Here is a 16,486-nt window from a genome sequence, read left to right on the forward strand (position 1 = left end):
CTTTCCGTGCGGTGGTGGTGTACTTGAGTCTACTGCACTCAACTTACGAGCGCAGCGGTGCATTCCGGATCCCGACCGCGCTGACGACGGCTCCGGCGGCGAGCAGCAGCGCCATCACGACCATCGCGCGGTGCAACCCGTCGACGCTCACCCCGCCACCCAGGACGACGCCCGCCAGGGCCACCGTCACCAGCCCGGCGATGCGGGCGACCGCGTTGTTCACGGCGGACCCGGCACCGGCCTCCGCCTGCGGCACCGATCCGAGGACGGCACTCGTCAACGGCGTCACCATGGTCGCGATCCCCGCGCCGATCAGCACGAGCCCGGGCAGCACCGACCACCAGTAGCCCGCCGGGTCGTCGCCGGCGAGCAGCATCAGCAGCGCGCCGACCGCGGCCACGGCTGGCCCGGCAGCCATGAACCACCGTGGACCGTACCGGCCGGAGAACGAACCGACCGTGGTGGACAGCGCCAGGAGCATCAGCGTCGGCGGCAACGTCGCGAGTCCGGCGACCCACGCGGGGAAGTCCCACACCTCCTGCAGGAACAGGGTCACGACGAAGAACACCATCCCGAGCGCCCCGTAGATCGAGAGCGTCGCCAGGTTGCCGACCGTGAAGTTGCGCGCGCGGAACAGCTCCAGCGGCACCAGGGGCGAGCCGGCGGTCCGGGTCACGCGGAGCTCCCACGGCACGAAGGCCACGAGGGACGCCGCGCCGAGCACGAGCGCGGCGACGACGACCGGCGCGCCCCACCCGAGGCGCTCCTGCTCGATCAGGCCGAGGACGACACCGCCGACCCCGACCACGGCGAGCACCGCGCCGATCACGTCCACCCGCGGACGGTCGCCGGTGACCACGTCGCCGGAGATCCGCCGGACCAGGGGGATGGTCACCGCGATCGGCACGGCCGTCACCACGAAGATCCAGCGCCAGCCGATGCCGTCGACGATCAGCCCGCCGACGACCGGCCCGAGGATGGACGCGGCGCTCGACCAGGCCGTCCACGACCCGATCGCCTTCGCCTGCGCGGCGCCCCGGAACGCCGCGACGATGAGCGCCAGGGCGCTCGGGGTCACGAGCGCCCCACCGACACCCTGGAACGCCCGGGCGACGACCAGGACCTCGCCCGTCGGCGCGATCGCGCACACCACCGAGGCGACGCCGAAGACGACCAGGCCCCACCGGATGATCCGGACCCGGCCGAACAGGTCCGAGAGGGAGCCGGCGACCAGGATCAACGAGCCGAGCGTGACCAGGTAGGCGTCGACGGTCCACTGCTGCACGACGAGACCACCACCGAGCTCCCGGCGGATCGCGGGCAGGGCGACGTTGACGACGCTCGAGTCGAGCCCGACGACGAAGGACGCGAGGATCGCGACCACGAGGACCACCCGGCGGTCGTCACGGAGCGGGGCCGTTGCGGCCGGAGCGGTCATGCGCCCCATCCTCCTCGTCGGAGTGATCCGGCGACCGGTTGCGCCGACGAAACAGCGCGCTCGCGAGCATCGTCGACATGCAACATGTCAACGCCCCTACTCGTCCACGTCTCGCCGGCCTCGACGCCGCTCGCGGGCTCGCCGTCCTCGGCATGTTCGCCGCGCACGTCGGAGCGGCGGACACGCTCTTCGACTGGACGGATCCGTCGAGCTGGCCCGACCTCGTGAACGGTCGCTCCTCGGTCCTGTTCGCGCTCTGCGCCGGGGCCTCCCTGGTCCTGCTCACCACCGGTCCGGGGCCGGCCGGTCGGGTCCGCGACCGACGGCACGTCCTCGCCCGTGCCGCGACGCTCCTGGCGATCGGCGGGCTCCTGACCCTGGTGCCCGGAGGCGTGCTCGTCATCCTGCCGACCTACGCCGTGCTGTTCGTCGCCGCGCTGCCGTTCCTGCGGCTCCGGCTCCGCTGGGTCGTCCTCGCCGCCGTGCTCGCCCTCGTGGTCGGTCCCGTGCTCGCCCTCGTCGGACAGGCCGTCGTCGAGATGACCGGCGGCAGCAGCACCGCGGGGCTGCTCTTCACCGGGTACCCCGCCGTGTCGTGGTTCGGGGTCGTCCTCGCGGGCGTGCTCGTGGCTCGACTCGGGCTCGACCGCGCCGACGTCCTGCGCCGGGTGCTCCTGGTGGGTGTCGGGCTCGCCGCGACCGGGTACGGAGCCGGAGCCGCGATCGGCACCGCACTCGGCACCACGGGACCGGTCGGGACGATGATCCCCGTCGGCGGAGGCGGGGACAGCGGCAGCGGCAGCGGCTCCGCGCCGGTGGCGCCCGTCGTCCCGGAGGGCGGCCCCGGCATCGTCGCCCAGAACCCGCCCTTCCCGCGGATCGACTGGGCACGCCTGCTCGACGTCACCCCGCACGCCGGGTCGACCTTCGAGCTCGTCGGAGCCCTCGGCATCGCCCTCGCGGTGCTGGCTGCGCTCGGGCTCCTCGGTCGGTACGCCCCGACGGTCCTGCTCCCGCTCAGCGCCGTCGGCCGTCTCGCGCTGACGCTCTACTGCGCGCACGTCCTGGCCGTCGGCGTCTGGTCGCGATCGGGCGAACCGGACCCGCTGCCGGCACTCGGCGGGTGGGGACCCTTCGTCGTCCTCCTCGTGGCCGCCGTCGTCGCCGCACTGCTCGTCCACCGCTCCGGTCGTCGGGGTCCCCTCGAGGCGCTCACCCGACGTGCCGCCCGAGCACTCGACGATCCACCGACCACGACGTCCTGACGTCGAGCAGGACCAGGGCCGGAGCAGGACGTCGCCCGAACGCCGAAGCCCCCGCGACCAGAGTGGTCGCGGGGGCTGCCGACAGGACGGGGCTGGGTGTCCTAGTTCTTGGGCTCGGCGGTCGAGTGCACGTCGGGCTGCACCGAGGGGCCGGGGTTGACGACGGGCTGCGCGGTCGGCTGCGCCGTGTTCTGCACGGTCGGACCGGTCGTCGCCGTGTTCACGGTGCCGTCGTCGTTCTTCTTCTTGTCGTCGCCCATCTCCTTCTTGAAGATGTTGATCGACTGGCCCAGGCCCTTGGCGAGCGCCGGGAGCTTGGTGGCACCGAACAGCAGGATGATGATCCCGAGGATGATCAGCAGGTGGATCCCCGTCAGGTTTCCGAGCATCATGTCTCCTTGTTCTGGGTCTGGCGACGCCCGTCCGGTCATCGTCGACCGGGAGGGCGGAAGTCCGGCGTCCGATCATCGTAACCCGCACCCGACCGGAAGCCCAGGCGGGAGCCGGAACGGACACCGTTCGCACAGGCTGCACCGGACGACATGGCAGCACCCCCGGAGGCCGCTGCTCTCCGGGGGTGCGCTGTGCCGACCGCGGGTCAAGGCGCGGCCGTACCGGTGGTGACACCGGACACGTCCAGTATATCAGTCCAGAGTGCGATGCTCCAGCCCGAGGAGGGCGTCGTCGAGCGACCAGAGCGCCGCGCCCTCCGTCAGGCGAGCAGCCTCGGCGTCGGACAGCCCGCGGACCCGGAAGCCCACGCGCTCCCCCGGCAGCAGCGTCATGAAGCCGCGGTCGACGGTGCCGGTCGGCGCGATGCGGTCCGGCTGCACGAGCAGGTCCCGCACGAGCGACTCGGCCTCGACGACCAGGTCGTGTCCGTCACCGTCGGCCGCGGGGGCGACCGTCGTGCGGTACCGCGCCGGCTCCCACTGCACGTCCTTGTCCGGCGACGCGGTCCAGACCGCACGACGCCAGTCCATGTCCGCCACGACGAGCTCACGCGTCGGGTCGTCCAGGACGCCGACCGACTCGGGCAGGTCGACGACGGCGACGCCGGCCTCCGACAGCCGGACGGGCAGCGTGACCTCGGCGAGGATCCTGCCGGACACGTGCATGCGCCGGACCCGCACCACGCTGTCGCGACCGCCGCGGGAGGACCGCACCGCGATCTCGACGGGCGAGTGCCCGAACGACCCGGGCGACACCCCGAGCGACAGCGTGTCGACGAGCCCTCCGGACTCGGAGGCGCCGTCGGCGGTACCGGTGCTCGCGGCGGTCCCGGCCGCCCCGTCGAGGGGAGCCGACGTGCCGACGTGGTCCGCGCCTCCAGGCCGGTCTCCGGACGACGTCGGAACCGCGTCGTCGTCAGCGGACGGACGCACGACGGGCCGGATCGCCAGCAGGACGTCGTCGTACAGCCGACGCAGCTCGTGGGCGAGCGGCTTGAGCCGCCCCGCGGAGTCGATCGCGGACCACGACGCCACCGGCCACAGGTCGTTGAGCTGCCAGACGACGACCCCGGTGTTCCGCGGCCAGTGCGTCCGCCAGTGCTCGACGCCGGTCGCGACGGCCCGCGTCTGCTGCAGCTGCGTCAGGTAGTGCCAGCGGTCGAACTCGGCCGGATCGACGACGCCGAAGCGCGGCTCGATCCCCCGTGCCAGCTTGCCCATGCCGTCGTCGGCCTTCTGGTGGTGCACGACACCGGGCGAGTCCACGCGCAGCGGCTCGTCCGTGACCGCGTCGCGGAGGGTGCGCCAGGCGGGCGGTGCCTGCCACCCGAACTCGGACACGAACCGCGGGACGGAGTCGCGGTAGTGGTCGTCGGACAGCCGGTTCCAGACGTCCCACGAGTGGTGCGTCTCGTGGTCGACGTCGTTCGCGGGCAGGGTCTCGGAACCCGACCAGGGCGAGGCGACCGTGTAGAAGCGCGACGGGTCGACCGCGTCGACGATCGTCGGGAGGATGTCGAGGTAGTAGTCGAGCCCCCAGCCGCGGTCACCGAGCTCCTCGGCCCAGCCGTCCGCGTCGTGCAACCAGATGTTCTCGTTGTTGCCGTTCCAGACCACGAGCGACGGGTGGCCGGCCAGGCGTGCGACGTTGTCCCGGGCCTCGGCGACGACCTCGCTGCGGATCGGCTCGATCTCGGGGTAGGCCGCGCAGGCGAACGCGAAGTCCTGCCAGACGAGCAGGCCGAGCTCGTCGCAGACGTCGTAGAAGTCGTCGGACTCGTAGACCCCGCCGCCCCACACACGGACGAGGTTCACGCCGAGGTCCGCGGCGACGCCGAGCCGGTCCGCGGTCCGCGCGCGGTCCACCCGCGACACGATGACGTCGTCCGGGATCCAGTTCACGCCGCGGACGTCGATGACGGTGCTGTTCACCACGACGGTGAAGGGCTTGCCGATCGCGTCGTCCGCGGTGTCGATCCGGGCCGAGCGGAAGCCCGTCTTCGCCGTCCGACGGTCCAGGACCTCGCCGTCGACGGTCTGCAGCTCGACGGTCACGTCGTACCGGGGCTGCTCGCCGTAGCCGCGCGGCCACCAGCGCCGCACCTCGGGCACGCGCACCGTGACGACGGTCTCGTCGTCCTTCGGGGTCAGCTGCGCCCGGGAGCGCTGTCGGGTCGTCCCGCCGTCCACGGTCGGGCCGGCGACCGTGACGACGAGCACGAGGTCGTCGTCCTCACCGTCCTGGTCGAGGTCGTTCATCCCGGACCGCTCGACCCGCACGTGCGCGTCGAGGACGCCCTCGCCGGCCTCGACGTCGACCAGCGGCTTCACCTCGGCGAGCCGCGCCGTGGACCAGCGCTCGATCGCGACCGGACGCCACGGACCGCTCGTCACCGCGGTCAGACCCCAGTCCCAGCCGAAGTTCGAGGCCTGCTTGCGGATGTACGGGAACGGCTCGTCGTACGGTCCCGGCATCGAGCCGGCGCGGGCGGCGACCCGGCCGGCCTCGCGGTACGGCGACTCGAAGAGCAGCTCGAGCTCGCGGTCGCCCGCGGCACCCGGGACGTCGTTGAGGTCGAACCGGTACCGCCGGTGCATGTTGCGGGTGGTGCCGACGACCACGCCGTCGAGGCTCAGCTCGGCGACCGTGTCGAGCCCCTCGCACACCAGGTCGACGCGCTCGTGCCCCCGAGGTGCGACGTCCACCGTCCGCCGGTAGGCCCAGTCGGCCCGGCCGACCCACTTCGCGCCGTCCTCGTTGCGGTCGAACGTCGGGTCCGCGACGAGTCCCTCGCGTTCGAGGTCCGTGTGCACCTGACCCGGCACCGTGGCGGGGATCGTGCGACCCGTGATCCCGGCCGGTGCCCCGGTCGGCACCTGGTCGCCGGCGATCGCCACGGTCCAGTCGTCGCGGAGTTCCTCGCGCTCGAGGGTCATGCGGGTCCTTTGCTGGGCGGACGGGGAGGGCGGACAGGAGCCGGCGGCGGCTCGTGGCCGCCCCGGCACCGTGACACCGGCCGGCGGTCGTGCCCGTGGCCGCGTGAGCAGCCGGGAGGCACGGCACCGGTCGCCCAGGCGTCGTCGCGTCCGCGCGCGCGGACGAGTGCTCGTCGCGCGCGGGGGTGCTCGGCGATGCTAGTACGTCGACCTTGCCGGCGACCACGTCCACGACGACGGACCGCGCGACGCGTCCTGACGGCGTCGGGGCCCTTCGGGTCGTGTCCGCCCTCCGGCCCTGCGTGGCAGGGTGGTGCGGTGGTCACCGTCGAACTCGCCCGGTCGCTGCGCGACGCCGGACTCCGCTGGCACCCGGGGACGGGCGACCGGTTCGTCATCGACAAGCCCGGGGTCGACGACGACGTCTACACCGTCTCCGAGATGACCGTCGAACGCCACGACCACCCCAGCGGCACCTCGCTCGGCTTCAACGGCACGACGGAGTGGGCGCTCGACTCGGTCGAGGCGTCCGAGTCGCTCTGGCTCCCGCGGGAGGACCAGCTGCGCGACCTGCTCGGACCGGCGTTCGTGTCGCTCGCCGCCGGGTTCGTCGTCACGGCGACGATCGACGGGGTCGCCCGGGAGTTCCGGAGCGACGACCCGGCTGTGGCGTACGGGGACGCCCTGCTCGCGTACATCACGGCCGCGCTCGCCTGAGCGGTCCGGTTCCCGCGCGCAGCGCGCCCGACTGAGTGTTGCCGGAATGCCTCCTGGGGGCGCTTTGGTTGCATGGTGACATGACCGTTCCGAACATCACCCTGAACGACGGCAAGACCATCCCGCAGCTCGGCTTCGGTGTCTTCCAGATCGATCCTTCCGACACGAAGGAGGCGACCCTCACCGCGCTCGAGGTCGGCTACCGCCACATCGACACCGCCGAGATGTACGGCAACGAGAAGGAGGTCGGCGAGGCCATCGAGGCGTCCGGCATCCCGCGCGAGGAGATCTTCGTCACGTCGAAGCTCAACAACGGCTTCCACGACCCGGCCCTCGCCGCCGAGAACGGCAAGAAGTCGGCCGACCTGCTCGGCGGGTACACCGACCTCTTCCTCATCCACTGGCCGCTGCCGACGGTGTCGGACTTCGTCCCGACCTGGAAGGCGATGGAGGAGCTCTACCACGCCGGCACCGCCCGCTCGATCGGCGTGAGCAACTTCCAGGCGCACCACCTCAACCGCCTGGCCGCCGAGACGACGATCACCCCGGCCGTCAACCAGATCGAGGTGCACCCGTACCTCGTGCAGGACGAGCTCCGCGCCTACGACACCGAGCACGGCATCGCCACCGAGGCCTGGTCCCCGATCGCTCAGGGCCTCGTGCTCGACGACGAGACCATCACCCGTATCGCCGGCGCCACGGGCAAGACCCCGGCGCAGGTCGTCCTCCGCTGGCACATCCAGCGCGGCGACATCGTCTTCCCGAAGTCGGTCACGCGCTCGCGGGTCGAGGAGAACTTCGCGATCTTCGACTTCGAGCTCTCCGACGACGACATGACGGCGATCACGTCGCTCGACAAGGGCCACCGCACGGGCCCGGACCCCGACACGTTCGACTACGTCCCCGCCTGATCCGAGGTCACGTCGACGAAGCGCCCCGCCACCGGCGGGGCGCTTCGTCGTGCACGGGGTATCGCTCACACCCGGAATAGTTTCAGTATGCGAAATACAACATGGGTGCTCGTCCGCGCTGTCACTGGCACGGATCCCACCGAAAGGAACCCATGCGCAAGATCACCCGTGCCGCCACCGGGGCGGCACTCGGACTCGTCCTCACCTCGTCGGGTTTCGTCGTCGCGACGGCCGCCAACGCGGCACCCGACCTCCCGACGATCCCGGGCGCGACGCACGAGCGACCCATCGCCGACAGCTTCACCGGCATCAACGAGGTCCAGGGGGCGCGGAGCACCGGCGAGCGCGACGGGCTCAGCGTCTTCGAAGCGAGCCGCGCGACCCCGTCCGTCGCGGTCACGAGCTCGGTCTCGAAGGGCTCGCTCAAGGTCGTCGACCAGCAGGGCCACCTGCTCTGCACCGGGCACAACACCCCGGCGAACCAGCACCTGTACACCTGCGACCTCGCCGTCCTGCCGTCGGGTCCGCAGGTCATCACCGCCGCGGTCGTCAAGGCGGACGGGCACCACAGTGCTCCGGACCAGGCGCAGCTCGACGCCTACGCCGCCGACCCGGTCGTCTCGTCCGTCGACCGGAAGGGCGACGACCTGGTCGTCCGCGGCACCGCGAACCGCGACGTGCGCGTCGAGGCATCGCTCGACCGGGGGTCGATCGTGGCGAGCGCCCCGACCGGCGCCGACGGCCGCTTCGAGATCACGATCCCGGGCGGTGCCGCCGCCGAGCAGGCCGCGCTCCGCGCCGTGAACGACGTGATCCCGGCCAGCACCCCGAACCACGACCTGTTCGCCGTGAGCAACTGGGCCCCGGTCGACACCGGCAGCACGCAGCCCGGCAACGGCGAGCAGCCCGGCGACGGCCAGCAGGGCGGCGGCGAGCAGCCGGGTGCCGGTCAGGGCGACGGCCAGCAGGGCGGCGGCGAGCAGCCGGGCACCGGTCAGGGTGACGGCCAGCAGGGCGGCGGCGAGCAGCCCGGCGAGGGACAGTCCCCGGTCGAGGCCGTGACGAACCTGCACGACGGCGACGAGGTCCGCACCTCGCAGCCGACGTTCGAGGGCACCGCCCGTCCCGGCGGCTCGGTGAGCATCGGCGGCATCACCGGCCCGGCGCTCGGCGTCGCCACCGCCGACGAGCACGGGCACTGGTCCACGAAGCTCGAGGGCTCCCTCTACAAGGGCGAGAACCGGGTCGTCGTCCGCTTCCAGCAGGCGAACGGCGACTGGGTCGAGCGCCAGCGACTCGACATCACCTACACGCCGAAGTCCTCGACGTTCGAGCCGGCCCTGGCGAGCGGATCGACCGTCCACGAGGCACGTCCCGCCATCTCCGGCTCCGGCGTCCGCGCCTACAGCCCGGTGGACCTGGAGGACGCGAACGGCCGCACCTACGCGTCGGGGCGTGCGAACGCCGACGGCGAGTTCACGCTGGCCTTCTCCCGCGACCTGCACGAGGGCGAGAACGACCTGCACTTCCTCTTCGAGAGCCGTACGGGCGCCTGGACCAGCTCGGCCTACGTCCTCACGTACTCGGCGCCCGGCGAGGGCACCGAGCAGCCCGGCGACGGCACCGAGCAGCCCGGCGACGGCACCGAGCAGCCCGGCGACGGCACCGAGCAGCCCGGCGACGGCAGCGGCACCGAGCAGCCCGGCGAGGGCACCGAGCAGCCCGGCGACGGTAGCGGCACCGAGCAGCCCGGCGACGGCAGCGGCACCGAGGAGCCGGGTGACGGCGCGTCCGACACCGCGTTCGCCGTCGACTCGACCCGCATCAGCGACAGCCAGGTCGCCGTGGACGTCCTCGGCCCGACGGGCACCGAGGTGACCGTCGCGGCCAACGGCGAGACCAAGACGGTGACCCTCGGCGACGAGGAAGCGGCCCAGGTCGTCCTGACCGCTCCGAAGAAGCTCACCACGGTGGTCACCGCGACCGCCACGATCGACGGCGAGCAGGTCGAGCGCACGCTCACGATCGGCAACGGCGACCACGCCGCCGACCAGCTCGAGGCCCAGGTCACGAGCACCAGTGCCCTCTTCGGCACCGCGCAGATCACCGTGTGGGGCCTCCCCACCGGCATCGCCGGCCTGCAGGCCCACGAGGGCGAGCAGCAGCTCGCGGCGGGCGCGATCAAGGCCGACGGCGAGGGCAAGCTCTCCCTGTCCGGTCTCGCGAAGGGCGACCACGTGATCACCGTGACCGCCGGCGGCAAGCAGACCCAGGTGTCCGTGCACATCTGAGCCCGACCGCTCGCGCACGACGGCCCCGTCACCACGGTGACGGGGCCGTCGTCGTCCCCGCCTCAGTCGGCCCGGCGCGAGGCCGTCACCGTGAACTTCGCGGTCCGGACGACCTGTCGGGTCGGTCCGACGAGCCGCTCGAGCATGGGTCGGTACCGCAGGTGCGAGTTCCAGACGCACCACAGTTCACCGCCGGCCTGGAGGATCGTGGCCGCGTTGCGGAACATCGCCTCGGCCGCGTCGGTGCTCACCGTGGTGCCCTCGTGGAAGGGCGGGTTGCAGAGCACGAGCTTCGCAGACCCCTCGTCGAGCTCGTCGCCCGCGTCCGACCGGACGACCGTCACCCGGTCCGCGACGCCGTTCGCCACCGCCGTCGCCCGCGTCGACGCCACGGCGATCGCCGAGACGTCGGTCGCGACCACCTTGACGGCCGGGCGGCGGCGCGCCAGAGCAGTCGCGATGACGCCGTTCCCGCACCCGAGGTCGACGGCGACCCGCGCCGACGGGACGGCGTCGTCCATGACGTCGAGCAGCACCCGGGTGCCCTGGTCGAGCGACGTCCCCGCGAAGACGCCGCCGTGCGCGACGAGCGTCATCCCGAGCTCGTCGACGTGCACGGACCGCGGCCAGGGGTTCGTCGCGTCCGCGCGCACCGCCGTCGCACGGAGCGGGTCCTGCGCGATGAGCAGCCGCGACTTGCCGCGACCCCGTGACGCGGTGACCTCGCCGAAGTACCGGCGCAGGACGTCGTTCTGCGACAGGTTCATGTGCTTCGAGACCCCGCCGCAGAGCAGGACCACGTCGGGCGCCGCCCAGCGGGCGACGGCGCGTGCGAGTTCGTCGAGCCGGTCGTTCGACTTCGACAGCCGGAGGAGCACCAGGCGGACGTCGCGGAAGGCCTGCTCGAGCGTCTCGGTCAGCACGAAGCCGCTCCGGCCGAAGGTGCCCGCGTTCGCCTGCAGCGCCCGCACCCCGACGAGCGAGTCCTGCACGACCCGGACACCCGACGCGCCGTGCACGGTCATGGCGCCGAGGGTCAGCACCCCGTACCGGTCGTCGACGACGGCGACCTCACCGGGCTGCCGGAGCGCGTCCCCGTGCACGTGCGGTGCCTCGTCGAGCATGAAGCGGTCGGTGCCGTCGATCGCGACGAGGTCGGGCTCGTCGCTGACCGGGGAGCGCCGGAAGTGGTCGGCGAAGTCGAATGGCACGGCCCCAGGGTACTCAGACGACGGTGCGGAGCCGCGCCGGTGCGCAGGGCAGCGGTATATCACCGGTGCCGGTGGTATCCCAAGCCCCTACGCTCGGAGGAGACCGTTGCGCGACGAGCAACGGCAGGACGAGCGAGAGGGGCCGATGTTCGCTTCGCCAGACGCCGGCCGGCGTCCCCGCCTGCGGGACCAGGCGCGGGAACGCCTGCGGACCGAGATCATGAGCGGGGCGCTCGCCCCGGGGACCCTGCTCGACGACGAACAGCTCGCGCTCCGGCTCCGGTGCTCCAGGACCCCGGTGCGGGAAGCACTGTCGGACCTCGGGCACCTCGGTCTCGTCGAGTTCCGCCCGAACCGGTACACGCGCGTCACGGTCCCGCGCCGCGACGAACTCATCCCGACGCTGCAGACGCTCGGACTGCTCTTCGGGGGCGTCGTCCGCACCACGATCGGCGACCTCGGGGACCGCGACCGCGCCGCACTCTTCCGCCGCATCGGGCTCGTGCTCGACTGCATGGCGATGCCGACGTGGCAGTGGGGCTCCGACGCGATCACCCCGGTCTACCGGACCTTCCTCGCGGCGTGCGACAACCCCCTGCTCGTCGCAGCCCTGAGCGGGACCCTCGACGGCCTGACGTACCGCCTGCGGCACGACGACATCCGGAGCGCGCTGCCCTGGGAGCACATCCGGAACGGCCTCGTCGCACTCCGCGTCGCGGTCGACTGCCGCGATGGACGGCTCGCGGAGCGGGCGACCTGCACGGTCCACCTGCTCCCCGACCCCGACCGCGGACGGTCCTGACGTGTGCGCGTCCTGCGTCCGCTCGGTCGTCGAGACGGTTCGCGCGCGTCGCCCCGGCCGCTGCTCCCCCGAGGACGACCGTCCCACGCTCCCCCGGTGCACGGCGGTCGACGGCGTCCGTCGTGACCTGTTCGACGACGACCTCCCGTGACGGCCGAGACGGCGGCGGCACCGGTCCCGGCCCCGCCGCCGACTCGTCGGACGAACCGTCGGGCTCAGCCCTCGGGGACGATCCGAACCGTGTCTCGCGTGGTGTTCGCGCCCTTCGACAGCGCCGTCGCGACCAGGTCGTGGTCACGGAGCGCGAGCGCCGGGGTCGTGATCGCCCAGTGGCCGTCAGCGTCGGCAGTGACGGACCCGTAGGCGTCGTCGTCACCACCCTCTCCGAGGCGCACCTGCGCGTGCGGTTCGGCCTTCCCGATCACGCGCACGCTGTTCCAGATCGGCGTGATCTGGAAGCCGTCCCCCGGCGAGGTGATGCGTACCGCCCGCCCGTAGTCGACCTCGACTCGCTCCGAGCCGGCGGGCTGGCCGTCGACGGTCTGCACGGCGGTCACGGACTGCTTCCCCGGCTGGTCCGGCGCAGGCACGGTGACGGACCAGTGGCCGTCGACCCCGACCGGAACCGGCGGGACGGTCGTCCAGGCCCCCTCGATCCGGACGGTTCCACCGGCGGTCCCGGCCCCCTCGATGACCACCGGCTTCGTGACGTCACCCGCGAAGCGCGCCGTGGCGCTGAACGGCGCGGCGTCGAGGTGCACGGTGACGGACACCGGGTCGCCGAGTGCCTGCCCGCCGACCTTCGCCACGACCCGCACGGTCGTGTCACCGTCGCGCAGGCCGTCGACGACGAAGCGCCAGGCTCCGTCCGTCGGCGTCACCGTCCGCGTGACCGTCCCGCCGTCGCGCTCCCACGTGACGTCGAGGGAGTCCGCACGGCGGGGCGCCGTCCCGGTCAGCGTCGCCGTCCGGGCCACCGCGTCCTGGCTCTCGACCCGTGCACTGAGCGCCTGGTCGACCACGGTCGTCGTGGTGGTGGCGGTCGTGTCGAACGAGGCGCCCGGGAAGGTCCCGGACAGCTTGCCGGTCATGCTGCTCGTGGTCGTCGCGACGTCGGCCGGGGTCTGGACGTCCAGGGTGAAGCGGAAGCGCTGGTCCTTCGTCACGTCCCAGTCACGGTTCCCGAGCTGGAAGGTGTACGTCCGCCCGTCGGGTGCTCGCGACCCGTCGACGAGCGAGTCCCCGCCGAACCGGTGCCAGGTGCCGCCGTCCAGGTACTCGCCACGCTGCCGGTCCTGGCCCGCATCGAACGTCGTACCCTCCGGTGCGGTGACGACGAGCTTCCCCGTCGGCGTGTGGAACGCGGACTTCGCCGTGAACGACACCGAGACCGGCGTCGTGGCACCGCGCTGCAGGTCCGCCGTGCCGGTGTCACCGACGATCTGGCCGGGCGTCGGCGGGAAGTCCACCACGACCGACGTCTCGTCCCGGTACCGATTGTCGACCCACTGCTGGAACGTGATCCTGTTCTGCCCGGTCGACAGGCCCGTCACGGTCGTGCTCCACGTTCCGGTCCGATCACTCGTCGCCGTCGCCACCTGGGCGCCGCCGCGCTTGATGACCGCTCGGCCGGTCGCCGTGCCGGTGATCACCGCCGATCGGTTCGTGTCGTTCTTGCTCTGCACCCTGGCAGTGATGCCGAGCTGCGGGAACGGGCGCGTCGCGGAGCCCGCCGTCACCGTCGCCGAGTTCTTGCACCCGAAGACGGAGCAGGCGTACGTCCAGTAGACCGGCGTCCGGGTCTGGCCGAACTGCCAGCCGACTGCGAACTCGGCCGTCGAGACCCCGCCGTCCCAGTGGTAGTCGCTCGCACTCGTCGGCCCGACGTTCCCGACGTGGATCTGGCACGTGTACTCGATCGTCCCGCAGTGCGGCTGCCCGGTCACCTGGTACCGGTCCGGGCCGAGGGGCGTCAGTCCGACCCCGGTCGGAGCCTTCGCGACGGTCCGCGTCGATCCCACCGGTGCACCGGTCGGATCAGCGGCCGCCGTTGCCGACGTCGTGGGAGCCAGGGTCAGGGCCCCCACCAGCACCGCGCTCCCGATCGCGCTGAGCAACCGTGTTCGTCGTCGCATCGTTCCTCCTGTTCTCGATCACGGCCTTCGTGATCGAGAACAGTCAATCGAAATGCGACATACCACGTTCGGTCACCGCTCTGGGCGGTAGAGCACCACCGCGGTGTTCCGCTGCGGTCGCATGCCCGCGCGCAGCGGGACTGCAGCGCCGGTGGTCGTCGCCGCGAAGACACGGGCGCCCGGGCGCGCGATGAGCTGATCGGCGAGCGCCCGCTCCAGCTCGCGCACGCGGTCGCGGAGCACCAGGTTCTCGTTCTCGAGGTCGAGCACCCGCCGGATCCCCTCCAGCGACACCCCCTCGGACCCGAGTCGCGCGATCTCGCGCAGCTGCGCGACGTCGCGCATCGAGTAGCGGCGCGAGCCACCGCGGGTGCGGCCCGGCACGACCAGGCCGAGCCGGTCGTACTGCCGCAGCGTCTGCGGGTGCATCTCGGCGAGCTCCGCCGCCACCGCGATCGCGAGGACGGGCGAGTTCTCGTCCATGTCGGTCATGGCTGGTTCCTTTCCGTCGTCCTCGTGGTGCAGAACCAGCCTGGAGGCCCGGTGCGGCTTCCTGACGGAGCCGCGCCGAGCCTCCAGGCCGGTTGTCGTGCTGGTTGCGCAGCGCTAGCTGCGCGCCTTGGCGAGGAGGTCCTCGCGGGGGTCCTCGTCGGGCAGGACGGCGCGGAGGGCCTCGACGGCCTCGCGCTGCTTGTCCGACAGGTGCGACGGCACCGCGACCTGCACGGTGGCGAGCAGGTCACCGGTGCCGCTCTTGGTCGTGACCCCGCGTCCCTTGACGCGCAGGACGCGGCCGGACGGCGTGCCGGGGGCGACCTTGAGCTTGACGGGCTCGCCGCCGAGCGTCGGCACCTGGATCGTCGCGCCGAGCGCCGCCTCGACGAACGTCACGGGGACGTCCACGCGGAGGTGCTGCCCGTCGCGCTCGAAGACCGGGTGCTTGCGGACGGAGACGCTGACGACCAGGTCGCCGGCCTCTCCGCCGTCCGGACTCGGCTCGCCGCGCCCGCGCAGGCGGATCTTCTGCCCGTCGGCGACGCCCGCGGGGATGCGGACGTTCACCGGTCGGCCGTTGCCCTGCGAGAGCTTGACGGTGTCACCGGCGATCGCGGTGGTGAAGTCGAGCGTCGTCGACGCCGTGACGTCGCGGCCCTTGGTCGGACCACCGAAGCCGCGGAAGCCGCCGGACGACTGCCCGAAGCCCTGACCGCCGCCGAACATTCCGCCGAGGATGTCCTCGAAGCCGCCGGCACCACCGCGGGTACCGCCCTGGCCGAAGCGGACACGCTGCCCGCCCTGCTGGCCGAACATCCCGCCGAAGACGTCCTCGAACCCGCCGCCCTGGCCCGGGCCACCCGCGGTGAAGCGGGCGCCGGAGCCCATGGCACGGACCTGGTCGTACTCGGCGCGCTGCTCCTTGTCGGAGAGCACCGAGTAGGCCTCGCTGATCTCCTTGAAGCGGGACTCGGCGGCAGCGTCACCCGGGTTGGAGTCCGGGTGGTACTGCCGGGCGAGCTTCCGGTAGGTCTTCTTCAGCTCAGCGTCGCTCGCCGTCTTGTCGACGCCGAGGACCTTGTAGAAGTCCTTGTCGAACCAGTCCTGACTGGCCATGAATCCCTACCTCCTTCCCGAGCCTCAGGCCGGGACCGCGACGGCGACCTTGGCCGCGCGGAGCACGCGGTCGCCGAGCTTGTAGCCCGGCTCCACGACGTCCGCCACGGTCTGGTCGGTCGCACCCGGCGTGGGCAGCTGCACGATCGCCTCGTGCACGTTCGGGTCGAAGAGCTCGCCCTTCTCGCCGATCTGCACCAGCTTGAACTTCTCGAAGCCGCCGCGGATCTTCTGCCCGATGACCTGCATGGGGCCCTCGGTCAGGTCGCCGTGCGCCTCGGCGCGGGTCAGGTCGTCGAGGGCCGGCAGCAGGGCGCGGACGACCTCGGCGATGACGGCGTCGCGGTTCGCCTCACGGTCGCGCTCGACGCGCTTCCGGAAGTTCACCAGCTCGGCCTGCGCGCGGAGCATGTCGGCGCGCATGTCGGCCACGAGGTCGCGGTCGGCCTGCGACAGCTTGTCCTCTTCCATGCCGCGGGCCGCGTCGTCGAGCAGGGCCTGGTCCTCCGGGGAGAGGTCGCTGGCCTCGTCGGCACCCGCCTGGTCGCCCTTCGCCTGGTCGGCCTGCGGGCCGCCGGCGGCGGGGCCGTCCGTGGGGATCTCCACGTCCGGCCCCTCCGCCTCGATGAGGTCCTCGGGCTCCTGCGCGTTGGTGGCGTCGCCCTCGACCTGGGGCTCGTCCTCGTTCGGCACGTTGTCCTTGGGGTCCGTCATCG

13 protein-coding genes are annotated in these 16,486 nt (G+C 72.4%); 5 read left to right on the forward strand and 8 right to left on the reverse strand.

Features of this window, described 5'->3' with window-relative positions; translation table 11 throughout:
• Positions 1-43: 43 nt before the first annotated feature.
• Positions 44-1,438 (reverse strand): MFS transporter, encoded by a 1,395-nt coding sequence (locus ACH0A8_RS07400; RefSeq protein ID WP_066651976.1) that lies wholly within the window; start codon positions 1,436-1,438, stop codon positions 44-46.
• A gap of 77 nt (positions 1,439-1,515) precedes the next feature.
• Here ACH0A8_RS07400 and ACH0A8_RS07405 point away from each other — a divergent pair, with 77 nt between their 5' ends.
• Positions 1,516-2,703 (forward strand): heparan-alpha-glucosaminide N-acetyltransferase domain-containing protein, encoded by a 1,188-nt coding sequence (locus tag ACH0A8_RS07405; protein WP_406906909.1) that lies wholly within the window; start codon positions 1,516-1,518, stop codon positions 2,701-2,703.
• Positions 2,704-2,804: 101 nt separating this feature from the next.
• Here the strand turns inward: ACH0A8_RS07405 and tatA are convergent, their stop codons facing one another.
• Together tatA and ACH0A8_RS07415 are read right to left on the reverse strand one after the other, a co-directional pair.
• Positions 2,805-3,095 (reverse strand): twin-arginine translocase TatA/TatE family subunit, encoded by a 291-nt coding sequence (gene tatA, locus ACH0A8_RS07410; RefSeq protein WP_396137163.1) that lies wholly within the window; start codon positions 3,093-3,095, stop codon positions 2,805-2,807.
• 252 nt (positions 3,096-3,347) lie between these two features.
• On the reverse strand, positions 3,348-6,092 hold the full coding sequence (locus ACH0A8_RS07415) for a glycoside hydrolase family 2 protein (RefSeq protein WP_406906910.1): 2,745 nt from the start codon (positions 6,090-6,092) through the stop codon (positions 3,348-3,350).
• Positions 6,093-6,410: 318 nt separating this feature from the next.
• Between ACH0A8_RS07415 and ACH0A8_RS07420 the strand changes: the two genes are divergently transcribed.
• From ACH0A8_RS07420 to ACH0A8_RS07430, 3 genes are all read left to right on the forward strand, one after another.
• The gene (locus tag ACH0A8_RS07420; RefSeq protein WP_406906911.1) at positions 6,411-6,809 is read left to right on the forward strand and encodes a pilus assembly protein CpaE; all 399 of its coding nucleotides are present in this window, start codon (positions 6,411-6,413) and stop codon (positions 6,807-6,809) included.
• 80 nt (positions 6,810-6,889) lie between these two features.
• Entirely contained in the window at positions 6,890-7,720 is an 831-nt protein-coding gene (locus ACH0A8_RS07425; RefSeq protein WP_209684138.1) for an aldo/keto reductase, read from the forward strand.
• Positions 7,721-7,872: 152 nt separating this feature from the next.
• Entirely contained in the window at positions 7,873-10,011 is a 2,139-nt protein-coding gene (locus tag ACH0A8_RS07430; protein WP_406906913.1) for a hypothetical protein, read from the forward strand.
• 62 nt (positions 10,012-10,073) lie between these two features.
• On the opposite strand, the gene ACH0A8_RS07435 is transcribed toward ACH0A8_RS07430, so the two are convergent.
• Positions 10,074-11,222, reverse strand: a complete 1,149-nt coding sequence (locus tag ACH0A8_RS07435; protein WP_251154144.1) for a class I SAM-dependent methyltransferase — start codon at positions 11,220-11,222, stop codon at positions 10,074-10,076.
• Between the two features lie 145 nt (positions 11,223-11,367).
• Between ACH0A8_RS07435 and ACH0A8_RS07440 the strand changes: the two genes are divergently transcribed.
• Positions 11,368-12,024: a GntR family transcriptional regulator gene (locus ACH0A8_RS07440; RefSeq protein WP_251160493.1), complete on the forward strand. Its 657-nt coding sequence runs from the start codon at positions 11,368-11,370 to the stop codon at positions 12,022-12,024.
• Between the two features lie 215 nt (positions 12,025-12,239).
• On the opposite strand, the gene ACH0A8_RS07445 is transcribed toward ACH0A8_RS07440, so the two are convergent.
• From ACH0A8_RS07445 to ACH0A8_RS07460, 4 genes are all read right to left on the reverse strand, one after another.
• On the reverse strand, positions 12,240-14,159 hold the full coding sequence (locus ACH0A8_RS07445) for a hypothetical protein (protein WP_406906914.1): 1,920 nt from the start codon (positions 14,157-14,159) through the stop codon (positions 12,240-12,242).
• A gap of 72 nt (positions 14,160-14,231) precedes the next feature.
• Positions 14,232-14,642: a heat shock protein transcriptional repressor HspR gene (locus ACH0A8_RS07450; RefSeq protein ID WP_311206322.1), complete on the reverse strand. Its 411-nt coding sequence runs from the start codon at positions 14,640-14,642 to the stop codon at positions 14,232-14,234.
• Positions 14,643-14,765: 123 nt separating this feature from the next.
• Complete coding sequence (locus tag ACH0A8_RS07455) at positions 14,766-15,770, reverse strand: DnaJ C-terminal domain-containing protein (RefSeq protein WP_066651957.1); 1,005 nt, start codon at positions 15,768-15,770, stop codon at positions 14,766-14,768.
• Between the two features lie 24 nt (positions 15,771-15,794).
• A complete protein-coding gene (locus ACH0A8_RS07460) occupies positions 15,795-16,484 on the reverse strand; it encodes a nucleotide exchange factor GrpE (protein WP_406906915.1) in 690 nt (229 codons plus the stop codon).
• Between the last annotated feature and the right edge of the window lie 2 nt (positions 16,485-16,486).

The sequence above is a fragment of the Curtobacterium sp. 179-B 9B NHS genome (genome assembly GCF_045370965.1).
In the GTDB taxonomy this organism is placed as follows: Bacteria; Actinomycetota; Actinomycetes; order Actinomycetales; family Microbacteriaceae; genus Curtobacterium.

Excerpts from the sequence above, each read along its gene's own strand:
- ACH0A8_RS07400 (WP_066651976.1), bottom strand. The coding sequence starts at position 1,438 with ATGACCGCTCCGGCCGCAACGGCCCCGCTCCGTGACGACCGCCGGGTG.
- ACH0A8_RS07405 (WP_406906909.1), top strand. The coding sequence starts at position 1,516 with ATGCAACATGTCAACGCCCCTACTCGTCCACGTCTCGCCGGCCTCGAC.
- tatA (WP_396137163.1), bottom strand. The coding sequence starts at position 3,095 with ATGATGCTCGGAAACCTGACGGGGATCCACCTGCTGATCATCCTCGGG.
- ACH0A8_RS07415 (WP_406906910.1), bottom strand. The coding sequence starts at position 6,092 with ATGACCCTCGAGCGCGAGGAACTCCGCGACGACTGGACCGTGGCGATC.
- ACH0A8_RS07425 (WP_209684138.1), top strand. The coding sequence starts at position 6,890 with ATGACCGTTCCGAACATCACCCTGAACGACGGCAAGACCATCCCGCAG.
- ACH0A8_RS07430 (WP_406906913.1), top strand. The coding sequence starts at position 7,873 with ATGCGCAAGATCACCCGTGCCGCCACCGGGGCGGCACTCGGACTCGTC.
- ACH0A8_RS07440 (WP_251160493.1), top strand. The coding sequence starts at position 11,368 with ATGTTCGCTTCGCCAGACGCCGGCCGGCGTCCCCGCCTGCGGGACCAG.
- ACH0A8_RS07445 (WP_406906914.1), bottom strand. The coding sequence starts at position 14,159 with ATGCGACGACGAACACGGTTGCTCAGCGCGATCGGGAGCGCGGTGCTG.
- ACH0A8_RS07450 (WP_311206322.1), bottom strand. The coding sequence starts at position 14,642 with ATGGACGAGAACTCGCCCGTCCTCGCGATCGCGGTGGCGGCGGAGCTC.
- ACH0A8_RS07455 (WP_066651957.1), bottom strand. The coding sequence starts at position 15,770 with ATGGCCAGTCAGGACTGGTTCGACAAGGACTTCTACAAGGTCCTCGGC.
- ACH0A8_RS07460 (WP_406906915.1), bottom strand. The coding sequence starts at position 16,484 with ATGACGGACCCCAAGGACAACGTGCCGAACGAGGACGAGCCCCAGGTC.